This is a genomic window from Chitinophaga eiseniae (genome assembly GCF_900167135.1).
GTDB classification, from domain to species: domain Bacteria; phylum Bacteroidota; class Bacteroidia; order Chitinophagales; family Chitinophagaceae; genus Chitinophaga; species Chitinophaga eiseniae.
Genome location: NZ_FUWZ01000008.1, coordinates 1 through 26,236 on the forward strand (window position 1 = coordinate 1; position 26,236 = coordinate 26,236).

A 26,236-nucleotide genomic window follows, 5' to 3' on the forward strand; every position below is an offset into this window, starting at 1 on the left:
GCCAGGTCGGAAGGACCTGCCTGTAGCGGTAAACCGGCTGTGCTATACCGGCACCGTAGCTCCAGGAAGTGGTCCAGCACCGTTTTATCTATCACCAGTTTACAACCGCTGTCGCGGGTAATGTAACTGATCCGCTCCTCCGGATAACCGGGATCAATCGGAACATATGCGCCACCTGCTTTCAGCACTCCCAGGATGCTGATCACCTGCCACTCGCTGCGTTCCAGCTGCAAGCCTACCAGATCGCCGGGCGACACCCTGTAATGTTCCTGTAAGTAACGTGCCAGCTGATTGGCATGACCATCCAGGGAACTATAACTAAAAGAGCTGTCTTTAAAGACAAGGGCTGTGCGTTCAGCCGACTGCGCCACCTGTTGTTCAAAGCAGGTAATGATCGTTGCTCCTGTATCATAGCCCGGCGATTTTACTTTGAATCTGTCCAGCAGCGCCGACTCCTCTCCTTCCGTTAAATAAGGCAGGCTGTTTACCGCCATGTCAGGAGTACGCAATGCTGCTTTCAACAAATTTTTAAAATGAATCAGTATATTTTTCGCTACATGTTCAGGAAACAGATCTACTGCGTAGTCCAGGGCAAGCGTAAGATCCGCGCCATCCTCATATTCCAGCAAATGAAAGAAAAGATCTTCCTGCTGTTCAGGCGGCGGCAGGTACGTGATAGCAGCAGCCGCATTACCCAGGCTGGTATTATAGCTGTTCTTCTGATAAGAGAAAGATACGTTATAGATATTCCCCTTCCGGTCCAGCTCCTTCAGCATATCGTATAAAGGGAAGCGCTGATGACGGTAACATTCTTTCAGTTCTGCTGCCACCAGTGGCAGCAGCTGGCTGAAAACGCGATCATCCTCTACAGGAACAGAGAATGGCAATATATTTACGAAGGCGCCGAGTGTTTCCTTAAACTGTTTACTGCTGCGGTTAAAGACCGGAACGCCCAGCAACAGCGCTTCCTGGTTATTATACCGTTTATGCAGCACAAACAGCACCGCGATGAAATAATGGAAAGCCGTACAGTGATACAATTTGCAGAAGGCTGTAATTTCATAAAACAGGCTGGCTTCGATACGTATCTCCAGCCGCTGTGTGCTCATGGTATGCCTGTTATTGGCGTGAACGCAGGATTGAAAAGCGGCGGAGGTGCCTGTTCCGCCTAGTCGCTCTAACCACCAGCGGCGATCGTCCTGGTATTGATCAGATGATTTATACTGCAGCTCGTCGGCAATAAATTTCCCGTAACTGAAAGAGGGCACATCTGCTTCTGTATGACCACTAATCCATGTTGTATATAACCTGGAGACGTTGTTAAAGAAAAGCGCCATCGCATAGCCATCAAACAAGACATGATGTACTTTCGCATACCAATAGCATTTGTCATCCGAAGCCTTCAGCAGCCTTAACTTCAGCAGGCACCTTCCCGTATCGAAAACAGATTGCATATCGTCATGCATCCACTTCAGACAAACATCTGCCGCCTGTTGCTGCTGTGAGCAATCGACAACATCTATATCATATTTGATAAAGTTAGCATTGCTATTCAACGGCATATCATTAAACCCCATGTATCCCGTTTCAATAACATCCGTATGTTCCAACACGGTCGTTATTGCTTTTATCAGCAGCGGCATTTGTATTGCGCCATGAATAAGGGCATACCCTCCTACGTTGAACAAGGGCGAACGAGGATAAATATGTTGTGTTAAGCAAATGGAATCCTGCAGGGTCGATATATTTTTCGTTGGGTTCATCAAGATTGCATTAAACAGTTGTGTGAATTACAAATACGTCATCATTGCAGTTCTTACGCCTGCAAATCCGAAAATGTGCCAACAGCCTTAAACACAATGACAGCATGCGCCATTGAATAAGACCGGCATGAGTGCATACTGGACAGACTTTATTGGTTATTTGAGCAGCTTACGACTGGGGCAACAGGTCATCTTGTGCGCCTACAAAAGTTTGCGTACTCTTGGTGCCATTACAAACATACCTTACCGGTAGTTAATAAAAGCCATCCCATAACAATTAAGCTAAAAGGGGCAATAAATATTATTACAAAGGAATTACGTTGACAACTCTCACTGGAATTTAAATTGTTTAAAATAGGGAAAACGCCTTCAATAGATTAGCAAAAACAATGATCTTGCGGTTAAATCAGCTATAGTAAATTGTGTCTTATCGTTCAACTATCCACTAAACTCCTGAACAAATATCTTCTTTAAAACATCACCAAACTACATTCCATTTGTGCTATTATATTACGTTTGGAATATTGCCTGCAATGCTATTTTTTTTAATGATTACAATAATAGAAGAAAAAATATAGTTTGCCAATTTTAAAACAATTTTTTTCTCACCAACACACCCAAACACGCTACCACAGCGAATATAAATGCTACTCCGCTGCAACCGGAACAATACATCCTGTAAATAAAAAAAGTAAGTGTAAATCTTTTTCACAATTTTTATTGTATGTTTACGTAGCGCGTTAATTCCATAGTAAATTATTGATTGTTTAACTTCATATTTGTAATTCCCGGACCCTACAGTTTATAATCTGACCTCACCGGAAAGGAAAAGAACAGAGATATAAACCGTACTATACCTGGCGCTGCCAGCTTTTAATTTACCGTCAAAATAATCAGTTACACAATTAATCCATCCCTTAAAATATTTCCAACAATGAGCGAACTGTGTACTTACTCTGTATGTATATCTTTTTAAAATTGCCGCAGGCGACTGTATTTCAAAAGAGTTATTCCCAGCAATAAATTATTCCATAAAAAAATTTAATCACCGTGAAAATATTAGGCATTAAAACGAGCCATGATGGTGCTTTGGCATTAATAGACAATGGCAAGCTGATTTTTTCCTACGAAATGGAAAAACTAAATAATAACAACCGGATAGAAGTTTTCAATCTGACCATGCCTGAGGTGGAAACGATATTGAACAACTACGGGTATAGCCTGCGCACGATGGACGTGGTTGCCATTGATGGCTGGAGAAATGACAAAAAAGTGGTAATGCAATCCGAAAGAGAAGAAGAATTCTCCATTACCAAAGACGCGAAGCTTGGAGAGAACTTTACTGTCGACCTGAAGCTGGCAAAATACGGCATCCTCGTAAATGAAACCGAGGATGTATTGAAACCGGTGGAAGCGACCGTGGAGGCAGTTGGCATGTCCTATTCCAGCTACATGCATGTGACGGGGCATCTGTATTGTGCATACTGCACCAGTCCATTTGCGAAAGGCAAACAGGACTCGTATGTACTTGTGTGGGACGGTGGCATGCCGCCGCAGCTGTTCTTTTACCAGGGATCCGATGGAAAGGTAATCAATTGCGGCCCGTTGTTTCTCATGCTGGGTGCCGTTTACCCTGAATTCTCCTTTGAGTTCGAACCCTTTGACAAAATCAAGGGAGACGACCAGGCCTCAGGAAAATTAATGGCATACATCGCGCTGGGTAAAGTAAACGACAGCCTGCTGCAATACTTCAATGCACTGTACACAGAACTGGAAGCAGCAGTAGGCCAGGATATCACCGTCAGGAATGTTAACTGGATCACCCGCCAGTTCATTGCCCGTTCAAAAGAACATTTTCCGGCAACAGGCATTAGCAACGAAGATCTGCTCTGCACCTTCCACGTATTCCTGGAAAGCCTGCTGATAGAACGACTTACGGCCCGTGTGCGGACCCTTTCATATCCCACGGAGAACCTGTGCTTTGTTGGCGGTTGCGCGCTCAGCATAAAATGGAACAGCCGGATAAGGGACACGCAGCTGTTCAGGAACATGTGGGTGCCGCCTTTCCCCAACGATTCAGGAAGTGCGATAGGGACCGCCTGCAGCGCTATGGCAAACAAATCGGGGCATACCGTGCTTGACTGGGACGTTTACGCTGGTCCCGGAGTGGCAGTCTCACCGGCATTAAAGGACAGCTATGCGGTAAGGCCATTTTCTGTTGCACAACTGGCCGCATTGCTGGCAGAAAAAAATGAGCCGGTAGTAGTACTTAACGGCAGAGCAGAACTTGGTCCCAGAGCGCTTGGCAACCGGAGCATCATTTCAGCGGCCACACATCCCCGCATGAAAGACCTGCTGAACAAAGTAAAAGGCAGGGAATTCTATAGGCCCGTTGCGCCGATCTGCCTGGAAAGCGGGGCACCGGAAGTATTTACACCGGGCACCCCTGACCCCTACATGCTTTTCGAACATATAGTAAAAGACGACTGGAGAGATAAGGTCCCTGCTATTGCACATCTTGACGGCAGCGCCAGGTTACAAACAGTGAATGAGAACGAAAACGCAATGATATATGAGTTGTTGACCAGGTATCATGAACTGACCGGCGTCCCCTTATTATGCAATACCAGTGCAAACTTCAAAGGAAAAGGATTCTTTCCCGACGTTCAAAGCGTGATGGAATGGGACCATGTTAATTATATATGGAGCGACAACATCCTCTATGAAAGAAAAGAAAAGTTATCCCTGCCGGAGCCCCTGGAAGGCAGTAAAGCTGTGCCGGCCCTGTATTGATTCACTTTTCCCAATTGATGCAAAACTGTATGAAAGATATGAATTTACATGATAAAGGTTTTATACAAAGCGAACAGGCTACGCTTGTTGCGGCGTTAGAACCGGTGGAGAGCAAAGAGCGTCATGCGTCGCCGGAGGATTATTGGATTTCACAGCTGACCGGGGAGCTGCCTGTGTTAAATTTACCAGGATACAGAAACAGGCAGCTATGTACCACTTACAGCAGTGCATCTGTCAACTACAGCTTCCCACAGGAAACATTGGAGATACTAAGGTCCTTCACAGAGAAGCAACATATCACATTGTTCACGTTGTTGTCAGCTGGCGTACAGGTACTGTTACACAAGTACGCCCGGCAATGCGATATTATAACCGGCGCATACGTCAACTGCATGTCAATGCCCTTTGAAAAGAATGAAAGCGAAAATTTGCTACCGATAAGGACCCGGATAGATAAAGATATCAGCATTCAACAGCTGTTGAAATTGCAGCAGCATATTTTACAGGAGGCCTACACACACCGGCATTATTCGCCCGACGAGCTGCGTGCAAAACTGAATACCGGCATTACCTTCATGCCGGAAGTATATGTTGCGCTGAACGGCAACACGCCGGTGGGTGCCCCTCCCCCCGGGATCTGCTTTTCCTTTACAACGGACGATGGCCTGCAGCTGTCTATCATCTACAATGCAGATGCATACGACAACAACGCCATCAGCAGGATGGCAGGGCATTATCAGCAAGTACTCTCCGGCATGACGGAAAATGAGGTAAAACGCATCAGGGACATTAGCTATATTACCCCTGCGGAAACAACAGAGCTCCTGATGCTGAACCGCGTACAGGCGGTCAGCCAGGAAGATGAGACCATCATTGATCTCATTGAAGACCAGGCCTGCCGGCATCCCGGGAAGACAGCCATCGTGTTCAACGAACAGCAGTTTAGTTACCAGGAACTTGACAACAGATCAGACCGGCTGGCCAACTACCTGAGCGACATGGGCGTTCAGCCGGGGACCTGCGTGCTGTTATGCTTTAATAATCACATGGACCATGCACTAACCGGCATACTCGGAATAATGAAAACGGGTGCCGCTTATGTTCCACTTGACGCCGACCTGCCAAAAGAAAGAATTGCCTATCTTATTAAGGACACCAATGCATCAATAGTAATTACCAACACCCTGGATGCGGCTTCCTTTGACCATGAATCGCTGCAGGTGATCCCACTGGATGATGAGCAGGGACAATGGCAAAAAGCATCGCCCGACAAAAAACACAGGAAAGTCCAAAAAGAAGACCTGGCCTATGTGATCTACACATCAGGCACAACCGGTGATCCCAAAGGAGTAATGATCACACAGGGAAACCTGTCGGATTATTTTAAAGGACTGGACCAGCAGACGGGCATATCGGCCAACAAGGCGAGCGCCCTGATGTCGACACCGGCCACTGACCTGGGAAACACCGTATTGTTCGGCTCATTGATTTATGGCAATACACTGCACCTGTTCTCAAAAGATACCTTGCGTGACGTAGGGTATATACATCAGTATTTTACCAGGCATGAAATTGACTGCATCAAAATAGTGCCTACCTATTGGAAGGCGCTGGAATACAGCGGGCAATACCTGCTGCCCCGAAAGATGATAATATTTGGCGGCGAGCAACTTCAGAAAAACACGGCTGACCGGATACGCGAAGCACTGCCGGGACTGCGCATCATCAACCACTACGGCCCCACAGAAACTACGATCGGCAAGCTTCTCTATGAAATAACTGACACCGCGGACGAAGCGGCCATTCCCATCGGAAAGCCTTTCTCCAACACGTGCGTATACGTAGTGGACGAGGAGCTTTCGCCATGTGCAAAAGGTATCTGGGGTGAGCTGCTGATCGGCGGCGACGGCCTTTTCCGCGGGTACCTTAACCAGCCTGACCTGACGGAAGAAAAGTGTGTCAGATTCAATAATGAGCGCCTGTACCGCACCGGGGATATGGTACGGATAAACGAAAAAGGCGAAATAGAATTTGGCTACCGGATCGACAACCAGGTGAAGATACAGGGCTATCGTATCGAGCCCGGTGGCATCGAAACCGTTGTCCTGCAATACCCGTTCATAAAGCAATGTTTTGTAGCGACCGTGGAAAATGAGCATTCAGATAAATTACTGGTAGCCTACCTCCAGGTGAAAGAAGGATACTCGGACGAGGCGCTGAAGGAACACCTGCGGGAGCATCTTCCGACTTATATGATCCCATCCTTCCTCGCAACGCTTCCGGCTATCCCCATGACCTCCAATGGAAAAGTGGACAGAAAAAAACTACCCGGCGCAGACCTGCTGAAAGCATCCGGCGATTATGAGCCTCCCCATACCGAAATACAGCAAATAGTAGTGGGCATACTGGAGGAGATGTTTAACCGGGAACGCATCAGCCTGACCGACAACTTCTTTGAAATGGGTGGAGACTCCATCAAATCCATACAGGTAGCTTCGCGCCTGCGGCAGCGTGGTTATAAGCTGCAACTGAAGGATATCATCAGACATCCTGTCGTAAAGGATTTTACGGCGCAGGTGAAAGTGAATACCACAACAGGGGTGAAGGAAGATATGTTTACCGGTGCTATAACGCTCTCTCCCATCCAGCAATACTTCTTTGAAAGTAAAAGAGGCAACTATCACCATTATAACCAATCCGTTGCGCTCCAGGCAACGGCGATAGACGAGATCAGTATCGGGAAAGCTTTCGATAAACTGGTTCAGTTCCACGATACATTACGCATCAAATACAGGCAGGAAAATGACCAAAGCTGGCATCAGTACTATGATAGCCCGGATAATGTTTATTCGTTTGAAACCATCCCCTATACGGATGAAAGCACTATACCGGAAAAGACGGCAGCAGCAGGCAAAAGCCTGAACATCAAACAAGGTCCGCTGATGAGGGTATGCCTCTTCAAAGGAGGCGCGACAGACGTGCTGTATATTGTAATCCATCATTTACTGACAGACGGGGTATCATTCCGGATACTGATAGAGGACCTTACCAACCTGTACAACAAATACCGGCATGGGTCGGGTTTTGACCTGCAGAATAAAAGCGCTTCTTTTAAGGAATGGATGGTAAAACTGCAGGAATATACCAAAAAGGACACGGTACGGGCAGAGCTTCCCTATTGGCTGCACGTGGCAGACAGCAGGGCAGACCGGATAAGTACCATGACAGCCGTCAGCAATACGATCGCTGACAGGGATATCGTTTCATTCAGCATCGGTAAAACCGCAACTGCCGACCTGTTAACCAGGTGTTACCGCAAACACAATACAGAGATAAACGAAATACTTATCACGGCGCTGTGCCTGGCCCTCCAGGAAGTGTTCCATACCAGGAAGGTGCTGTTGAACCTGGAAGGACACGGCCGGGAGGATATCGGGTTGGATGCGGATATTTCAAGGACCATGGGGTGGTTTACCAGCATATTCCCGGTTTATTTTGACCTGCACACTACAGTCGGCTATATTGATACGCTGTTAGCAATAAAGCGCACGCTGAACACCGTCCCGGCAAAAGGCATTGGTTACGGGCTGCTGAAATACCTCTCCGGCGCGGACGGCCTGGATGTACAGCCGGAAATCACCTTCAATTACCTGGGCGATTTCTCTTCCGGCTTAAGCAGCAATAACAGTAATGTATTCCACAACGTGAAATTCAACTACCAGGATGCTGATACACAAACCACCTGTGGCGATAAACTGAATTTTACCGGAGTCATAACAGATCAGCAGCTTTGCATGTACATTAATTTCAACAGGCTTTTGTTTAACAAGATGCAGGTAAAGATGCTGGGTGAGGCCTTTAATAATCATCTGTTAAAAATAATTGATCAAATAGTGCTCCACTAAACCGGGCAACTTTCTATACAAGCTATTAATTGAACATATGGAGAATTCAGCGGATGCTTTATTATACTGGAGTAATTACCTGAAGGGCTATACAGCTATATCCGGAATACCATTCGAATCACGCCAGCCCTCTCCTGCGGGCCAGGAAGTAACAGTGGAAACCATACAACTTCCGACAGAAACAACCGAAGGTCTGCTGGCAATATGCGATCGCAACGGTATCTCCCTGACGACCTTCATACAGTGCGCATGGGGATTCCTGCTCGCCAGATACAATAATACAGAAGACGTGGTATTTGGAATATGCGAGCCGCAGCACGAAGTGATGCCCCTCAGGGTACAATTCAGCCCGACGGAAACAGTAAGCGGCTTCCTTAAAAGATTGCAACAGGAAGCACTTCAACGAAGACACCTGCACCTGGCAGATATACAGTCCCAAAGCATTCTGGGGAATGACCTGTTCAACCACGTGGTGACATTCGACCAACCGCCTCATACAGCATATCGCTTCCAGCTGATAGTGTCCACTACGGACGCAAACATTGTGATCCGGTTTGACCAGCAGGCCTATATTCACGATCTGGTCAGAAACATTGCCGTTCACCTGTCTGTAGTGATCAGGCAGTTCATAGAAAACGAACATCTGCCACTGGACAATATCAGCTACATCAGCGACAGTGAGAGGCAGAAAGTCCTTTATTCGTTCAATGACACCGCCGCAGACTATCCGCGGGAGCAAACCATAACAGCGCTTTTTGAGGAACAGGTGAGGAAAACACCCGGCAACGCTGCAATTGTAAAGGAAGACAGGGTGATTACCTATGAAGCGTTAAACAATATTTCCAATCAGCTTGCTTTTTATCTCAGCAGCAAATGCGGGGTGATGGCAGGCGACACGGTTGCCGTAAAGCTGGAACGCAGTGAATTCCTGATCATCGCATTGCTGGGAATTCTGAAGGCAGACGCCATCTACCTGCCCATGGACAAGGACATCCAGGAGAAAAGGATGGAATATATCCGTGAGGACAGCCAATACAAATATGTTATTGACGCCGCCTCCATCGAAGACTTTATGCAGCACCGCCAATGCTGCCCCGAGGAGAACAACCCACGACGGCGTAACGCAGATGATATTGCCTACATCATTTATACTTCAGGTACCACGGGCCAGCCTAAAGGCACCTTAATAAGGCATTATTCGCTGGTGAACCGCCTGTGCTGGATGCAAAAACAATACCGTTTGACGGACCAGGATAATATCCTGCAGAAAACCACCTGCACCTTCGATGTATCTGTATGGGAGCTGCTGTGGTGGTCGATCGCCGGTGCTAAAGTGACATTATTGAAAGATGGGGATGAAAAAGACCCCGAGCAGATCATACATTATATTGAACGTTACGCCATAACAGTGCTTCATTTTGTACCGTCGATGTTGTCCCGGTTCCTGGATTTCGCAGAAGGGGAACCGCGGTTAAAACACAAACTGGAAAGCCTGAAGAGGGTTTATGCCAGCGGTGAAGCGCTGACCGCTAAACTAAACCTCCGGTTTCACCGGTTGTTGACCGGAGCCAGGCTGGTAAACCTGTACGGGCCTACCGAAGCAACTATTGACGTCACCTGTTTTGAATGCGCGCCCGGGCTGGATGTGGTCCCCATCGGGAAGCCGATCGACAATACACGTACATACATACTGGACAGCCGTCTGCAGGCCGTTCCCGTTGGTGTGGAGGGCAATCTGTTCCTCGCCGGGGCGGGGTTGGCTGCCGGCTATCTAAACAAGCCCGATCTTACTGCGCAGCGGTTCATACAAGACCCGTTTCATCCCGGGGAACGCATGTATCACACAGGGGACACAGCGAAATGGATGCCGGATGGCAACATCGAATACACCGGCAGAAATGACGACCAGATCAAACTGAGAGGATTCAGGATAGAGCCCGGAGAGATCAGTTACCACCTGGAACGGATATCCGGCATAAGTGCCGCCCATGTGTTAAAAACAGATGAGAAGCTGGTGGCGTTTCTGTTATCTTCAACACCACAACAGGGGCAGCTGGATGCCGGGCAGGAAAGCAGCATCCGGTCGGCTCTCGAAAAGTGTGTACCGGACTATATGGTCCCTCATCGTTTTTTGCTGGTCAAAGAGATCCCCCTGTCATCCAGCGGCAAAGCGGATAAAAAACAACTTATCAGTCTTTACGAGGCCAGCCGGGCCCATGTGGCTGCAGCAAAGCCAGCCGCTGCGACGCTCTCCGCGAAAGCACGGGACATGGCCGGGATATGGGCCGAGGTGCTGAACATACCAATCGACACCATCGATCCGGGAAAAAGTTTTATCGAATACGGCGGGGACTCACTCTCTATGTTAAGAGTAGTGGCTATATGTAAAAAGAAAGGATACCCGGTAACTATAAAAGACTTTTTGCGCAAGCCCTACCTTCATATACTTGAAGACATCGGCCAAAGCAAAACTCAGGAGAAAAGTCGTATTGAGGACCAGCCAGCAGGTGAGCAAAAAAATACTTTCATGCTTTCGCCGATTCAGCAGTTTTTCTTCGATCATAACAAACAGGAGTTAAACTTCATTATGCATGCCTCCTACTACCTGCACCCGTTGTTCAACACGGACAGTATCGGGCAAAGTATTGCCGCTCTGACAGCAAACCATGATTCATTCAGCCTGCGGTTTAAAAAAGAAAAGGGAATGTGGGTTCAGTACTATGCGCAGGGCGGCACGGACCATCTGCTGGAAAACTGCGGACCGCAGGACGACACCGCTGACCTGGCATCTTCTGTTAACAGAGCGCTGGAAATAATAAACATTGAAAAGGGGCCCCTATTGTATGCACGTATTTTCTATGAGCATGCACGCCCCGTTCTTTTCCTGGCCTGCCATCACCTGGTAATGGATGCTGTATCATGGAAAATATTCATCGGGGAGCTGGAGGTAAACTATTTCAACAATCATATGCCTGAAATCACCACGCGGCATAAAGAAGCGGATTATGCAAACTTATAGGAACTGGATAAAAGATAATCAGCGGGCGGTTAACGTGCTGCTGGAAAATGAACTTGACTACTGGTTAGCACAGTTGGACCTAGCGGAAGCACCGTTCCCCACAGAGAAAGGAACGGTTTACACAGCAACGATAAACACCCCTTTCAACAACAGCTTTAACGGTACGGAACTGCAGAACCGTGGCATGGCCGCCCTGCTATTTTCGCTATACCAGTTGACCAATACAGCTGCACAGGTAATATTCAGAGAGGGACATGGCCGCACCCCCCTGGGGCAATACGATGTATCAGACGCAGTAGGCTGGTTCACCTGTAAATACCCGACCAGGTATAACGTTGTACCCGACAGCTTACACCGTACGCTGGATATGGTAACGGCGGCAAATAACGCGGTCCCTAACGGCGGTGTTGGTTTTGATGTGCTGAAATACTACGGGCCCGTTTATATTAACCGGCAGCTGGAATGCCCATCAGGAATTCTTTTCAATTACCTCGGCGACCTTACTTTTACCGGCAACACAGATACCGGTCATACGAAGCATACGCTGTTTCAATCCCCGCACTCCGGTTTTTCCTCCACTATGGAAAGCAGCCGGAGCGCAGAGGGGACAGCGCTCTTCAAGATGAATGTAAATGCCTGGTGTGACAGCAATACTTTTTACTGCAGCCTGGACATTGCGCCCAGCCTGGGACTGGATGCGGAAAGCTGTAAACGGCTTACAGAACACATTCAACATCATCTAAATGAACTGTTATCAGGCAGCCAGGCAGCTGTCAAAGGAAAAGTAACTCCATTTCAGCGGGGACTGATCAGCTATGCATTCAACCATCCTGAAAGCAACAGTTACATCAACCAGAATTGTTTTGAAAGCAGCACGGAAATATCTTTTGCCTTCTTTCGGGAGGTGTGCAAAATACTTACCGTTAAGTACGAGATCTTGCGTACCTGTTATGAGTTTGACTACCAGACGGGCAATTTTGCGTCCACCCTGCTGCCTGCCGGCACGCTCAGCTGCGCATACCACGACCTGTCAGATGCAAACCCTCAGACGGCACTACCTCCACTGTTAAAGCAAATAAAACATCGGGGGTTCCGGATAAACGAAGAACCACTGATCCGTTTCTCGCTGGTCAAAATACCGGCGGGCAAAAACATTATTGTAATAACAAGCCATCATATAATTATTGACGGCACCTCGGTGATGTATCTTCTGAAAGAGCTGCTGAACATCTCATCGGACCTGCAGGCAGGTAAACCAGTTGCTACCAGTATCTCTACCGCCCATAAGTTCTCCACGTATGCCGACTGGATAGCGTCAAAAAACGAAGCGGACGCCCTCCGTTACTGGAAAGACCTGCTGGCGGGCGCCACGGCTTCCCTGCCGGAGGACAAGACTACGGGGGAGCCCGAAGCCGCCGAAAACTCATTTGCAGATGCAGCGCATCACTTCAGCATACACCCGGATACCGCCGGCATTCTGAAAGAGCAGCACCTGACACAGGCCGCAGCCCTCAATTACATGGTGGGATTTGTTATGTCCAAATACAACGGGACAGACACTTTTGTGTGGGGTAACACGGTTACCGTGCGCCCTTTTGAGCTGGACGACATGGAGACTATTGTAGGTCCCTGCATTGCTACCGTCCCTGTCAAAATGAACTTCAATACGGACGATCACCTGGTGAGCGCAATGAAATCACTTCAGCTACAGCTGATGGAATCGCAGGAGCATGCTTACGTGGCACTGAATGACATTAACAGGTGTGCAGGTCAGCAGCAGCTGTTCAGCGTTACCTACGTATACCAGAACTTCCTGAAGTCGGAGCTGGATGAACAACAGTCGGGCCCGTTCCAGTCACATTTCATGCAGGACAACAATATATCATCGCACTTTCCGATCAATATACTGGTGTATGAAGGGGACCGGGAGCTGTCTATCCGCGTGAAATACAGGAAAGATCTTTTTACCGGCCAATTGATAAATGATATTTGCCAGGCTGTCGGCAATCTTTTCAATAACCTTCAGGTGATACAGGAATTACCGGTAAAGGATATCGATATTTTCAGCATCTGTGCATTAAAAGGATCTTCCCTGCAGGGCGAATATAGCAATGTGGAGGGCATAACGCTGCACAATGCATTTATGGAAGCTGCAGAGCGTTACCCGGAGAAAACAGCTGTAAGAGACGTTAACAACAGCGTTTCCTACCGGGAGCTGGACCATATGAGTAACCGTATCTGCAGACTGCTTATGGACCGAAATATCTCAGGCGCTGTAGGTATCCGCATGAAGAGAACTGCGAACCTGATAGCCGTGATCATCGGTATACTTAAATCAGGATGTCATGTAGTAAGTCTGGAACACGATTTTCCTGATGAAAAAATCGACTGGATACACCGGAATATTGGCCTTGCTGCCGTATTTACGGACGAAGGGACTTATCTGAACGTTGACACTCCGGCTTTTTCCATCAGTACGATAGCACCACTGGAAAAAATTGACAAGCTACCGTATGTTGATCCTTCTGCCCTGTGCTGCATTAACTATACCTCCGGCTCCACCGGTGTTCCAAAGCTGGTGAAGATCAACCATACAGGGCACGTAAACAGGGTGCTATGGCTCGCCCATTGTTTTCCGGCCACTGCGGAAGATGTATATGGTTTCAAGACCCTGCTATGCTTCGGTCCATCTATGCGGGAAGTGTTCGAACCGCTGATGCAGGGAAGCACCCTGTTTGTTTATACCAACGAATCGAACAATCATCCTGCCCTGTTCCACGAGCAGACCCTGAATTACCGGGTTACACGGCTTTTTCTGACGCCTACCTTCATAAGGCTGTTGCATGAGGTTGAGCTACAGGATACGTTTAGCGCTTTAAGATACCTCGAGATCAGCGGCGAGCCTATTGCCGTTGAACTCTTTGACAAATTAAGAAGTGCATTCCCGGCCATGAAAACCGTTGGAAGGTATGGCGCCACAGAAGCGCCCGGCACGGTCTATTATACGTATGACGCCCATAACAGCAAACGTAACCTGCCGCTGGGACAGCCTATCCGCAACACAGGCGTAGCAGTATTAAATGAGCAAGGGGGTATACTACCCACCGGTGTGATAGGTGAAATAGCCATTTCGGGAGAGAGTATTTCCACCGGGTATATTAACCGCGAACTGGAGAAAGGTAATTTTATCATTGTAAACGGGAAACCGCACGTAAAAACGGGCGATCTGGGTTATGTGAATGCCGGTGGCATACTGGTGTTCCAAAGCAGGAAGACACGCATGCTTAAGATCAGAGGGTTTCGTGTGGAGCCGGCAGAGATAGAGGCCAACCTTATGCGGCACCCAGGCATAAAAAAATCGATCGTTGTGCCGGTCGTATCTAAAAACAATACCCGGCTTACCGCATTTTATATTAAAAAAGAGGCTGCAGCGATACAAGGGTTAAGAGCATTCCTGGAAGAAAGACTGCCCCCCTACATGATACCACATGAATTCACGGAGATCAGCAAGATACCCCTTACCGAAAGCGGCAAGGTGGACTATGTGGGCTTGTCAAACCTGGCAACCACACATTCGAAAGGCGATCTAAAGCCACCTGCAACAGGCATTGAAAAAGATGTTTTCGAAATAGTAAGCGATCTGATCGATCACAGAGAATTTGATGTACTGTCAAACTTCGTTGAAATAGGTATGGACTCGATACTGGCGCTGAAAACCATCTACAAGATCAGAAAATCATTTAATACCGACATAGTGGTAAGCGATCTGTATATGCGGCCGACAGTAAAGGAACTTAGTGCTTTTATTGAAAAGAGGATGCAGGAAGGACCAGGCGAAGAGGCGCCCTGCCATCTTGTTAACGACCAGGAAAATAACGATCTGCTGTTCTTTGTCCCACCTATAGGAAATAGCCAGATAGATATTAAAACACTGGAGAACGCCGTTCCTCCCAATATTACACTGGCCATACTGCAACCTGTTAACGCTGATGACGTAGCCGCCTTGTCTATAGAAAAGATTGCGGCTGACTATATAGCGCATATCAGAAAAATCGCGCAAAACCGCAGCGTGCATATAAGCGGATGGTCTTTAGGCGGCACCATTGCATATGAAATTGCCGTGCAGCTCGAAAGAGATGGATTTTCAATCGCCCATCTACTGCTGTTTGACCCCGGACTCTATACCCCGGCATACGACCACAACATGACAAGAGATAAACTGGAACAGATCCTAAGCGGCCTCGCCGGCCAGGACCTGTCGGCAGACAAAGAGATTAAGGAGAAGTTACTGACCGATATGCTGCATGCCAACCAACTTATTGTCAACTATCAGCCATCCGCCTATTCAGGAGCCGTGCATCTGTTTAAACCGACCGATATAGGCAGAGAAGAGCGGAACTTTGGAAAGGAAATGAATGGTCTGGAGCAATACTGTAAAGGAACAATACACGTTACCAGGTTGGCGGGCAATCATATCAGCATGTTAAATGACATCCAGCGCAACAGGCAGATCATGATGGAATTTGTTGGCCGGTAGCAGATTTTTCTACCTCAAGGGGTTATAGCCGGCATTTATTACTACCTGATCGAAATTAGAAAAAGCTTGTAAGATATATATCATGCTGCCAAAAGTAGGACTGGCTGGCAGTTTTAGAGAGAGGAAATTATTTTCGTGTGTCGTGTCGTGTGTTAATTATGTGTCGCCAATAGTGGGCAGAAGCGGACAAAAACGACTTGCAAGTATTTTGGCTTAAATAACCAATACATGCAGTCGCTTTTTTCATTTGTATTGTACATATAGTTAATGTGATATTAAAAATTGAAGTTATGGAAAAATTAACCTGTGCCCAGGCCAAGCAGCTTGCCAGGCGTACATGCCATTTAACAGACCGATCAAAAAGCAATCCTGCTCAGGCAACCGGACAGGATTGCTCTCACCGTTCTACATGGATGGGCGCCAGCGCAATTCTTCCGGAGTACGCATACTACCGGTTCTTGTTGCGCAATCTACTCAGCGTTTCTTTTGTCATTCCGAGATAATTGGCAAGAATATGATGAGGAACACGCAAAAATAATTCGGGTGAAGTTTTCATCAATTTATTATACCGTGCTTCAGGGGTTTCATAAAAAGAAGCTATTAACCGCTCCATACTATAGCAGGCAACATTCTCAGCCAGGTGCCGTCCTATTTTTTGCCAGTTGTAGCTACTGTCGAATATACCCAGCAACTTGCCGGCATCAATGCAGGCAACCCTGGATCTTTCAACTGCAACGATCTCCGTTTGGGAAGGTTGCCCGGTCATGATGCTGAGGTAATTGGTTACAAAATCATTTTCAATGGCAAAATCAAATGTTCTTTCTTCACCATTGTTTATTTTTATCCATCTGAAGCAGCCCTGAAGAACAAAACCAACCGTATTACAACGCCTGCCTGCTTGCTGGTAAACGTCTTTCTTATCAAATTCCTTAATTGTAAGCATTTGGCAAAACGACAACCATTCACTTTCGTTCAAAACCGCTAACCGGCTTAATTGGTCATGCAGGGCTTTATAATCTGAGTTTTGTTGCGTAGTCATATAGTTCTTAAAAATAAATTTTTAATTACTGGTCATAGTTGAATTTATTGATTAGGATCATCGCTCCCGAAGAAAATGCCTTTTAGCTTTGTTATATATAAAATTAAGAAATTATGAATACGAAAGAAAACATAGTTATAACGAGTGCCAATAGTGTAACTGCAAAGATCCTGATCCCTGAATTGAATGCCAGAGGTTATTATACAATTGGATTGGTCAGGAAGGAAGCTTCTGTTGGAACACCCGAGATCGTTACAAACTGGATGGAATCGGATATTGCAAAGCAGGCACTGGCCAATGCAGATATCATTATCCACTTAACAGGAGAAATAAACGCTAAAAAAGAAACTTCTTATATTCAGGCCAATCTCACCAGTACTCAAATCGTGGCGCAGGCAGCAGCATCGCCCAAAGTGAAGCGCGTTATATTTTTAAGCTATCCAGGTGCAAACGCAAGGCATAAGAACTGGTACCTCCGTTATAAGGGGATGGCAGAACAATTACTTGAAAAAACCGGGAAGGCAGTAATATTCCGATGCCCATTTATTGTTGACTCGCCTCATGAGCCTTCAAGGATCGATGTTTTGTTTATGCCACAGCATAATAAACCTGTTCAGGTTATTGGCTCGGGCCAGGAAAAAATGCACCCGGTTTATCGTGGTGACGTAGCCGATGCAGTGCTGTCTTCACTTGTTAAGGGAAAACCGGGGACCTATGAATTATCCGGTTGCGAGGAGATGACCACAACCGAATTTATATACCTGATCAATAAAAATAACCATACAAAGATCCGTTACACGCCTGGCTGGCTGGCCAGGCTGCTTAGCCCTTTTATAAAAGGATTGTCACCAACTTTCGTGGATGTTTTATTGAACCATACCAATAGCACGTTTATTCCCGATACTTACCGGCAGTTTGATATTAATCCTACTTCGCTGGTAAAGCTTTGGAGAGAGTATCGCAGATGAATTTTTAGAAGTTACAGTCTGGATAAGGGTTTGAGCGAAAATAAAAATGGACAAACCGAAGAAATTATCGATTTGTCCACTCTCGTGCCCAGAACTGGATTCGCATCTAGTTAAGGGTGAATTAGTTGTGAGGTATTTGTGTCAATGAAGTGTCTGATAATTATTGATCTGGCAAGAGGCATCCAGATATAAATTCATTTACAATTCCACCTCTATACTCTCTTGAGGATTTCTCATTAACGCCTTCTTTAGCAGTTTCAAAATATCTAATTCTATCCTGAGGTATTTCAGAATGATTATTCTCACTAAGATCAAGTATATACTGATTGTTTTCAATCTCAAGAAGTCGTAATTTATTTACTAAGCATTGTGTATCTATAAAACTGGTTTCATATTTATACAATTCCACTATTAATGTGAATATATTTGCTTTATTAAACCAATAGGATCTTGGGGGGAGTTTAAGGGATTCGATGAATACCACTGTTTTTAGCAGCCTCTCTTCTACCTCTGGCGCCAAACTAAATTCATCAAAGTAAGTCTCTACATAGTGTTGAACTCTTAAGTTTCTATTGAAGTATTGCTCTTCGCATAGTGTTGCTACTAGAGTCATTATGAACTGAAGTGATAACATACGGTTTATGTCATTCTCAGAAAAAATTTCATTCAAGTGAAAAAAATCCAGGAACTGCTTTCTGTGGTTGGCATTCAGTTTGTATGCAACCAAATCTATGTCAACACCATCTAGTTCCTTTTCTACTATTTGTTTTGCAAAACAAATAAACTCGCTATCCCCCCATTCTGCGTTTTTAATTTCAGTGGTATTTAAAGAATACTCAGTGCTATTAATTCGACGAAATATTTCTCCTACTTGGTCTCTATTTACATTTTTTAAGTATCTAACGGACACCTCGTAGTTCAAAAAACCCTCTTTAGCTTCTCTTTCTAGTTCCGAAAATTTAGGTACTGGAATCTTATCCTGGCTGAAGACTCCCTTCTCATCAATATAGTCAATGATGGTGTTTAGGCGCTGTTGGCCATCAACTACATTATCAACTATCGTCATTTTCTCAGTATCTAATTCACCTTGCGAAATGTAAATTTCCGGAAAAGGATAATTATTCAAAATAGTATCGATAAAATTGAACTTATGCTGCTTTCTCCATACAAGCTTCCTTTGAAACCTGGGAGAAGTCTCAAGTTCTTTCCTCTTAACTTTATTGTAAAGCTCAATTACTTTTTGGTTATTAGCAGGAATGCTGAATTGTAATTTGTTAATCGCTGTCATATTACTGTAGTTTCAACCTTGAGCGCTAAAGATTTAATGTTTTCTATGTGATAATGTTTAAAATAATACCAATCTTGATAAATACCAAGGCCAGTACGTCTGTTAAACTCAGTAAATAATTCTCCCTTTAGTTGAGTGAATGAGTCTTTTATACAAAATTCGAAGCCATCTGGTTTCATATCTGGTCTAAACCAACCTTTTGAAAAATATTCACAATATTTATAGTGTAGGGGAATCTGAGAAGGATTCTTGTTATAAACATTATTCTCCCATTTGATTTTGAATCCATTCGTAAATTCATGAATACCCCTACCAATATTTTCAAAAAGAGACCGGGAAACGACCGCAATATCAAGATCAGACTTATCTCTAAATACTCTAGTTCTTTCGTATTTAGAATCAAATCGCGTCCATGGATGTTGTGGATTTAAGCTAAAGCCCAGCTTTCCAGAACCAACAAATATTACTTCGTGTATATGGACGCCTAGATAACTAGCTATAAGGGATTTGATTTTATATTCTTTTTGAACATCATTCAGTACATGTTCAAAAAAGTATGTATTGCCATCAACAACATACCTTTGAAATAATTCCTCTGGGGACAAATATTGATTTAAAACATCTTTTTTAAATCCTGTTATCTTGTCATTAACAACATTCATAGTACAAAATAGAATCCTTCGAAAGCAAATTAATACATTTTATTCAATTTAATAAATACATTCAAGGTATCCAAGACCAATATCAAGCACTGCTAGCCCACGCGCCAGCTAGCAAGTTGTATGGTTGTTACACAACCACTTGAAAAGCTGCCTCCAAAGTCGGCGCTTTTGTGGAAATAATCGCTCGGAACTCGCGATTATCCGAAACCAAATCCACCATAGTTAAAATGAGACCGGCAGACTAACAGCCTGCCGATCTTAGATATTCTGGCATTAATTTACGCTTCAATTAACTGAATCAGGCAATTTTGAAGCCACTCTTTTACTTCAATAGCCACCATTTTCATCATCGTTTTTTCTGCATTACTTAGGGTAGATGTTAAGCTGGAATCCTTATCCCAATCATTCGCTTGCCTCATTTTCCGGTAGAAAGTTGGCATGCTCCAATTGCATTGCTCGCACATTCTTTCCCGAAAGAGAACCGGAATTCTGACAAAAACGCCGTGCATGTCAGCAAGACTGTTTGTATTCTCATTTGACATACTTATCAAGCTTGACAGATGAGAAGGAAAGGGTGACGGAGAAAGCGGTAAGCCCCTTTTTGCTCCTGACTTCGATGTTTCCACCTAATAAGTCAGTGAACTGTTTACAAATATATAACCCTAAGCCAGCCCCGGCATTGACTTGGTCTAGTGTCTGGTAAGGCTCAAAAATTATTTTAAGTTTTTCCGTTGGAATTGTCTTACCGCGACTAATCACCTTCAAAATCATCTTTTCTCCGTAGACGTGGGCGCGGGCAATGATATAACTTTCCGGTTGAGCATATTTAAAAGCATTGAGCAAAAGATTGGAAAATATTTGCCGGAGCTTTACAAAATCAGTTACCCCTTTGATTCCAGGCGGCATAAAAACATCGCGGTCGATCCGTATATTTTGCAGGCTGCTGAGTATGGAAAATGAATCTATGCAGGACTGAATAAACGGCTCTACCAGCATTTCTTCCTCCAAAATTTTCAATTTTCCGTTCCCAGCCACAGAGGAAGCTATCATATTTTCATAGACAGTTTTTGCATTTAAGGTTATCATTTTGATATAGTCAATATAAACGTTGACTTCTTCCGAAAAGGTGCCATCTGATTGTTTGTGTGTGCCAATGGAATTTAGCGCCTGAATTATTCCTGTGAGTTGCCCTTGTAGCTCATGGCCTAGCAATGCTAAAAAATTTGATGATCGGGAAAGCGGTTCTACCGTTCTTTCCTGAGATGTGTAACATGCTTCCATGAACCGCTCCAGTTCCTCCCTGAACCAAATGTAATTCAGTGGATCGGGTGCATTACTGATCAAAACCCGGCTTAACCAATCATTTAGCGTTTTACGGATTTCCGGCAAAGGAAAGTCTGTCATGAAGGTTTTTACTACTGTTAAGGGGTTGGCGATTTCGCTTCTGGTTAACCGGAACGGTTTACTGTGCCAGTCCGGGAGAGTCTTTGCAAGGTTTTGTGTGTGCATAAAGATAGATTTAAAGTGATTGGTATAGTCTGGACAATAGCGCGCTGGTCGGTTTATCGAAACCGATTTTTCAAGGAGGTTGAAGAAGTGATTTTCAGCGATGGAGACGTATTGCTGAATAGAAGAGGTAGGGGCAAAAAAAGACGTGGGACAGTCCCTACCGAATCACTGGGCTACGACACCCCGACACCGAATAGTGACGCCCACGCCAGTAGCGTGAGCGCTTTACTCGATCCCCCGGTGTCTCAATTGTCGTAGTTTGTGATTCCGAGAACTAAGCAAATACGCCTAATATTTTTATGAAGCTGCTAAATTACACCATTAGGATGTATTAACAAATAGCCTAAATATCATATTGATATGCTTTTAATTGTTATCAGTAAGAGAAATAACAAGTCCAATCAAAAGGACTGGTATTATAAAGATAGTAAAAAATCGTTTTGATACTCGTTCTAGTATCAAAATATTTTAGAGATTTTCCCATTTTACTTTGATGGAAAAGGGAAAGAAATTCTATAAATATAGATTGGGATTAGGTTTGCTCCAGTGGATAGCCAATAATAAAGATATTGCTTCCGAAGATAAAGAAGCAGGGAGGCACCTTGTTAAAAGTCTGCGTGGCCTGGAGTCCAGTTCAGGTATCAGTTATACAATTATTCAGGGGATTTCAAAAGGACAAAGAAGTCCGGAGTATACTACCTTGGAGGCCATTGCTGAAGCCCTGAACACGAAACTGAGCACATTCATTGCATTTTGCGAAGCTATACCTGACGCCGAAGTAGCAAAGGCAATAGAAAAGGACAACAAGTCTAAAAGCAAAAAAAGATCAGACAAATAACCTCCATTCTCCCTTCTCAAAAATAATTCACTGCTACGAGCCTACGAAACGCTGCGCCTCTGCTTCGCGCCGGCTTGCCCTTTGGGTGTACTGAATAAAAATCTCCACCCCGCGTCATTTTAGCTTCACCAGCTGGCACCATGCACGATGTAACATTGTTACACCTTTCGGCTCTCGCAGCCGGGGTAGTATTTTTATTCAAACACGTTTCTCCGACCTCCGCAGTGAATTGGCTGGTCGCTACGGGATAATGAAGGGCCGCACGTTCATATATTAAGAAAATACGGCAATAGCTCTGGCGTGGGTAGTTGCCCGATTGTTGTTTGCTGGTCTGCCGGCCTATGACGTTTGTACGTTTTCTGTATCTGCTTAGTGGTGCTATGTCCCATTAAATAGGCAATAGTAGGGTCATCTACCAGTTTATCTTTTAAAAGAATGGCAAAACTCAACCGGGCGCAAGACCACGTTATGTATTTATCAATCTTTGTAGCGCTGAACCATTTTGCAAGTACTTTATTGGCTCCGTCAGCGGTAGGTAGTCTGAAAAGTAATCCGGTAGCAGATTCCCGGCGCTTATTTACGATAATATGCGCAATAGGATGCAATGTTAAAGTAACAGGTAAGCCTGTTTTAGCCTGAATAATCCGCGTTCTCAGCGTGGGGCCGTTAATCTGTTCTATCCTTAATTGTTTTACATCTACCCAACGCAACCCCGTGTAACAACAAAAGATGAAAGCGTCTTTTACTTCTTCGTTGGTACAAGGCGTATTTAGTAACTCCAGATATTCCGATACTTCCAGATGTTCCTTTAATCTGACACTGGGATTGGATTTAGCAGTCACCTTTTCTGTAGGGTTCACACGGAAATAACCATCAGAAGTAGCGGCGGCCAATACCCATTTAAAACGAGTGTAATAATCGGAGGGTGTTTCACCGGTGTATTTGTCTAATAAATACCGGCGGAAATTCTTGCAAAGAACCTCTGTTATATCCATGGGGGAAATGAACTTCGTATCCAGAAACAACCTGAACTGATTCAGGCTATTTTGTAGGTGACGGTTACCATCCCGCCTATGAGTATTTACGTATTCCTCGTAGTAATCAAGAAAGTTGTCCTTAAACTTATGGGGTGGAATGTAGGCGGTGCCTATAGATAGTTGTTCAATGATAGCCTGGCTTTTCTTTACTTCCAGTAATGCTAATGCCTGTTTGTTGTGGTTCTTTTGTGTCTGATCTTTGGGCTTCGTATATACGAAAATACCGGTCGCGGGGCGTTGACCTTTGCCACGTCCAAAGTCATAATAGTAATAGGTTTTATCACCTTTTGCGTTCTTTCGCTTCAATAGATTCATACCGCACGATGTTTAAAGGTGAAACCATTGGCACTAATAGTATGCCGTGTCAGTAAGGATTTGAAGCCATTTGCAAAATGGTGAGAAAGTGGGCCAAAGTGAAAGAAAGAATTTTTTTCGTACACAACAGTCGTTGTGTCATACTGCTCAAATGTAGGACTGACAGGCAGCTTGGGAAAGAGGAAATAATTTTCGTGTGTCATGTCGTGTGTCAATTATGTGTCGCAAATAGTGGGCAAAAGCGGATAAAAGCGTACAAAAACGACATTGACAAAAAAAAATAGGTTGTAAGTCAAATACTTACAACCTATTACGTGCCCAGAACTGGATTCGAACCAGCACACCCTTGCAGGCGCTGCGACCTGAACACAGTGCGTCTACCAATTTCGCCATCTGGGCAACTGATATTGTGATCAGGGAGCGCAAAGATAAGCACTCGTTTCAATTCTCCAAAAAATTTTACTGAAATATTTTTTCAGACAGTGTTGGCAAACAAGCTAAAAACCAGTACTATAAACAATTGCACCGGATGGTTGTTATCCTGTAAAGCGGCTGACTTATGCTATCTATCACTATCATTATCGTACTCATCGCGCTCAACTTTTACTTCTCCCTCGCAGAAATAGGTCTGATATCTGTCGACAAAAATACGCTGACCATACAGGCCAACGGCGGTAATCAACGCGCGGCCAGCGTACTCCAACTGATTGACGACCCTGATGAATTCCTCAGCGCGGTACAGGTGGGCATCACCCTGGTAGGCATACTCGAAGGGCTATACGGCGGCGATATGATGGCCGCACTACTCGAGCCTGTATTCCGCTCCTGGCACCTGGGCAACTATGGCGCTCATCTGCTGGCCCTGCTGATCGGGGTAGGTTCTATCACCTACCTCACCATCGTCTTCGGTGAACTCATCCCTAAAACAATCGCACTGCTCAACCCGGAGAAAATCGCGTTTATCATCACCCCGTCCATGATCATCTTTTCGAAGATCACCTACCCTTTTATCAAACTGCTGACCTCCGGTACCAAGTACATCCTCGGACTGTTCCATATCAATACCATCCGCGAACAGAAGCTGACCGACAACGACCTGCGCGGCATGCTGACCCTGGCTTACAAACAGGGACTGATAGAAAAAGGCGAGTTTATGCTGCACAAAAATATCTCCACCGCCTATGACATGCCGGCGGAAAACATCATGACCCCGGCCAGCATTGTTACGGTAATGAAAGAAGGCATGTCCCACGAAGAGATAACGGCAACGATCCAACGAAGTACACACCGCACCTTCCCCGTGATGACAGCAGGCGACGAGATCACCGGCGCGCTCATGATCAAGGATTTTTTCCTGCGGCCGGACAAACCGCTGCGCGAACTCGTCAGCCCTGTCTCCTACCTGTCACTCAACCAGGGCATCTACGATATGTTTCAACTGTTGCGCCGTGAAGGTACCATCATGGGGATTGTACTCAATGAATACGGGGAGTTTGAAGGCATCGTCACCTTCCATGATATTGTGTCAGGACTACTGGGCAACCTGCCGGGATATAATACCAAAGAGCGGATATTACAACAACAGCCGGACAAAAGCTGGCTCACCAACGGTATCACCCGGCTGTCTTTTATCCGGGAGACATTGAACCTGGAATGGCTCCGCCCGTACGAAGAGGAAGATATTACGGTAGCAGGCCTGCTGATCGGCAAACTGAAACATATTCCTCAACCCGGTGAGAAAGTAACGCTCCACCAGCTCTCCTTCGAAATAAAAAGTATGAACAAACACCGGATTGAGGAAGTGATCATCAGGGAAATCAGTTCCACTTAAAGAACCGGATGCCCAACACGCCAAATATCACGGTATAACCCAGCGTAGCCAGCAAGGCGTAAGTAGCCTGCAGGTTCCACGTTTCGGGTTGCAGCGCTGTCGCGATCACGCGGTTAACCACACCATAGGGTGACCATTGTATCGATTCTTTCACGACATCTCCCAGCACGCCGAAATTACCCAGCATGCCCACCATGATGAAAATAAAATATACCAGCCGCGTAGTGGAGTTCACCGTTTCCGGATTTTTAATCAGTCCCACGATCAGCTGACCAAGGCTGAGATAGAGCGCGCCCCCCAGTACAGCGGCGAAGAAGCCTGTCACGTAGCCTAATGGGGGCAACACTATTTTATCTACCAGGTTGCCAACGGCAAAAATAGCGATGGTCATGGCCATTATGGTTGCTATCTGCACCAGGATACGGCTGCTCATAATGGTCCAGGCGGCCACAGGGCCCACCCGCAGGCGCTGGAACACGCCCTTGTCACGGTCACGCGCAATGGAGTTGGTATAGCCTAGCAGGCCGATACTGATAAGACCGATGGTAATGCCGCCCGAGAGCACATAAGCGCCCCCCATCATGTTCACCATCCCTTTCCAGGAGATGACGATCACCACCGGGACCAGCAACACGAGCCGTAGAGAACGGCGGTTGCGCCACAGGGTGGTAAAATCAGCCCGCAATAAAGCGGACATGACAGCAGAAGTCTGAGGTATTTTGGTTTGCATAA

At 45.6% G+C, this 26,236-nt stretch carries 15 protein-coding genes and 1 tRNA gene; 7 read left to right on the top strand and 9 right to left on the bottom strand.

The window, feature by feature from the left end:
- Window positions 1–1,763, bottom strand: a 1,763-nt coding sequence (locus B5D63_RS32475; protein WP_143313273.1) for a condensation domain-containing protein, incomplete at its 3' end; no start/stop codon positions are given.
- Between the two features lie 1,050 nt (window positions 1,764–2,813).
- Here B5D63_RS32475 and B5D63_RS32480 point away from each other — a divergent pair.
- The 4 genes from B5D63_RS32480 to B5D63_RS35645 are packed head-to-tail and all read left to right on the top strand — an operon-like array spanning window position 2,814 to window position 16,017.
- A complete protein-coding gene (locus B5D63_RS32480; protein WP_078673067.1) occupies window positions 2,814–4,556 on the top strand; it encodes a carbamoyltransferase N-terminal domain-containing protein in 1,743 nt (580 codons plus the stop codon).
- Between the two features lie 38 nt (window positions 4,557–4,594).
- A complete protein-coding gene (locus tag B5D63_RS32485; protein WP_159456252.1) occupies window positions 4,595–8,461 on the top strand; it encodes a non-ribosomal peptide synthetase in 3,867 nt (1,288 codons plus the stop codon).
- Between the two features lie 37 nt (window positions 8,462–8,498).
- A complete protein-coding gene (locus B5D63_RS35640) occupies window positions 8,499–11,480 on the top strand; it encodes a non-ribosomal peptide synthetase (RefSeq protein WP_078673069.1) in 2,982 nt (993 codons plus the stop codon).
- Window positions 11,467–16,017 (top strand): condensation domain-containing protein, encoded by a 4,551-nt coding sequence (locus tag B5D63_RS35645; protein WP_078673070.1) that lies wholly within the window; start codon window positions 11,467–11,469, stop codon window positions 16,015–16,017. The genes B5D63_RS35640 and B5D63_RS35645 overlap by 14 nt, the downstream gene beginning before the upstream one ends.
- 448 nt (window positions 16,018–16,465) lie before the next feature.
- On the opposite strand, the gene B5D63_RS32500 is transcribed toward B5D63_RS35645, so the two are convergent.
- Entirely contained in the window at window positions 16,466–17,056 is a 591-nt protein-coding gene (locus B5D63_RS32500; protein WP_078673071.1) for a Crp/Fnr family transcriptional regulator, read from the bottom strand.
- Between the two features lie 113 nt (window positions 17,057–17,169).
- Here B5D63_RS32500 and B5D63_RS32505 point away from each other — a divergent pair, with 113 nt between their 5' ends.
- A complete protein-coding gene (locus B5D63_RS32505) occupies window positions 17,170–18,024 on the top strand; it encodes an SDR family oxidoreductase (RefSeq protein ID WP_078673072.1) in 855 nt (284 codons plus the stop codon).
- A gap of 160 nt (window positions 18,025–18,184) precedes the next feature.
- On the opposite strand, the gene B5D63_RS32510 is transcribed toward B5D63_RS32505, so the two are convergent.
- The 4 genes from B5D63_RS32510 to B5D63_RS32525 form a co-directional block, all read right to left on the bottom strand.
- The gene (locus tag B5D63_RS32510; RefSeq protein WP_078673073.1) at window positions 18,185–19,312 is read right to left on the bottom strand and encodes a DUF262 domain-containing protein; all 1,128 of its coding nucleotides are present in this window, start codon (window positions 19,310–19,312) and stop codon (window positions 18,185–18,187) included.
- Entirely contained in the window at window positions 19,309–19,974 is a 666-nt protein-coding gene (locus B5D63_RS32515) for a hypothetical protein (protein WP_078673074.1), read from the bottom strand. The genes B5D63_RS32510 and B5D63_RS32515 overlap by 4 nt, the downstream gene beginning before the upstream one ends.
- A 278-nt stretch (window positions 19,975–20,252) precedes the next feature.
- Window positions 20,253–20,516 carry a hypothetical protein gene (locus tag B5D63_RS32520; protein ID WP_143313277.1) on the bottom strand — a complete coding sequence of 88 codons (264 nt, stop codon included), beginning with the start codon at window positions 20,514–20,516 and terminating at the stop codon, window positions 20,253–20,255.
- Complete coding sequence (locus B5D63_RS32525; RefSeq protein ID WP_078673076.1) at window positions 20,506–21,483, bottom strand: sensor histidine kinase; 978 nt, start codon at window positions 21,481–21,483, stop codon at window positions 20,506–20,508. The genes B5D63_RS32520 and B5D63_RS32525 overlap by 11 nt, the downstream gene beginning before the upstream one ends.
- Window positions 21,484–21,976: 493 nt before the next feature.
- On the opposite strand from B5D63_RS32525, the gene B5D63_RS32530 reads away from it, so the two are divergent.
- The gene (locus B5D63_RS32530) at window positions 21,977–22,321 is read left to right on the top strand and encodes a hypothetical protein (RefSeq protein WP_078673077.1); all 345 of its coding nucleotides are present in this window, start codon (window positions 21,977–21,979) and stop codon (window positions 22,319–22,321) included.
- Window positions 22,322–22,587: 266 nt separating this feature from the next.
- On the opposite strand, the gene B5D63_RS32535 is transcribed toward B5D63_RS32530, so the two are convergent.
- Together B5D63_RS32535 and B5D63_RS32545 are read right to left on the bottom strand one after the other, a co-directional pair.
- Window positions 22,588–23,673: a site-specific integrase gene (locus tag B5D63_RS32535; protein ID WP_078673078.1), complete on the bottom strand. Its 1,086-nt coding sequence runs from the start codon at window positions 23,671–23,673 to the stop codon at window positions 22,588–22,590.
- A 315-nt stretch (window positions 23,674–23,988) separates the two neighbouring features.
- Window positions 23,989–24,072 (bottom strand) — tRNA-Leu (locus B5D63_RS32545).
- Between the two features lie 160 nt (window positions 24,073–24,232).
- On the opposite strand from B5D63_RS32545, the gene B5D63_RS32550 reads away from it, so the two are divergent.
- Window positions 24,233–25,504 carry a hemolysin family protein gene (locus B5D63_RS32550; protein WP_078673080.1) on the top strand — a complete coding sequence of 424 codons (1,272 nt, stop codon included), beginning with the start codon at window positions 24,233–24,235 and terminating at the stop codon, window positions 25,502–25,504.
- On the opposite strand, the gene B5D63_RS32555 is transcribed toward B5D63_RS32550, so the two are convergent.
- On the bottom strand, window positions 25,491–26,234 hold the full coding sequence (locus B5D63_RS32555) for an ABC transporter permease (RefSeq protein WP_078673081.1): 744 nt from the start codon (window positions 26,232–26,234) through the stop codon (window positions 25,491–25,493). The two genes, B5D63_RS32550 and B5D63_RS32555, sit on opposite strands and share 14 nt — an antisense overlap.
- Between the last annotated feature and the right edge of the window lie 2 nt (window positions 26,235–26,236).

Bases quoted from the DNA above. Each gene is read 5' to 3' on its own strand.
- B5D63_RS32485 (WP_159456252.1), top strand. From the start codon at position 4,595: ATGAATTTACATGATAAAGGTTTTATACAAAGCGAACAGGCTACGCTT.
- B5D63_RS35640 (WP_078673069.1), top strand. From the start codon at position 8,499: ATGGAGAATTCAGCGGATGCTTTATTATACTGGAGTAATTACCTGAAG.
- B5D63_RS35645 (WP_078673070.1), top strand. From the start codon at position 11,467: ATGCAAACTTATAGGAACTGGATAAAAGATAATCAGCGGGCGGTTAAC.
- B5D63_RS32500 (WP_078673071.1), bottom strand. From the start codon at position 17,056: ATGACTACGCAACAAAACTCAGATTATAAAGCCCTGCATGACCAATTA.
- B5D63_RS32505 (WP_078673072.1), top strand. From the start codon at position 17,170: ATGAATACGAAAGAAAACATAGTTATAACGAGTGCCAATAGTGTAACT.
- B5D63_RS32510 (WP_078673073.1), bottom strand. From the start codon at position 19,312: ATGACAGCGATTAACAAATTACAATTCAGCATTCCTGCTAATAACCAA.
- B5D63_RS32515 (WP_078673074.1), bottom strand. From the start codon at position 19,974: ATGAATGTTGTTAATGACAAGATAACAGGATTTAAAAAAGATGTTTTA.
- B5D63_RS32520 (WP_143313277.1), bottom strand. From the start codon at position 20,516: ATGTCAAATGAGAATACAAACAGTCTTGCTGACATGCACGGCGTTTTT.
- B5D63_RS32525 (WP_078673076.1), bottom strand. From the start codon at position 21,483: ATGCACACACAAAACCTTGCAAAGACTCTCCCGGACTGGCACAGTAAA.
- B5D63_RS32530 (WP_078673077.1), top strand. From the start codon at position 21,977: ATGGAAAAGGGAAAGAAATTCTATAAATATAGATTGGGATTAGGTTTG.
- B5D63_RS32535 (WP_078673078.1), bottom strand. From the start codon at position 23,673: ATGAATCTATTGAAGCGAAAGAACGCAAAAGGTGATAAAACCTATTAC.
- B5D63_RS32550 (WP_078673080.1), top strand. From the start codon at position 24,233: ATGCTATCTATCACTATCATTATCGTACTCATCGCGCTCAACTTTTAC.
- B5D63_RS32555 (WP_078673081.1), bottom strand. From the start codon at position 26,234: ATGCAAACCAAAATACCTCAGACTTCTGCTGTCATGTCCGCTTTATTG.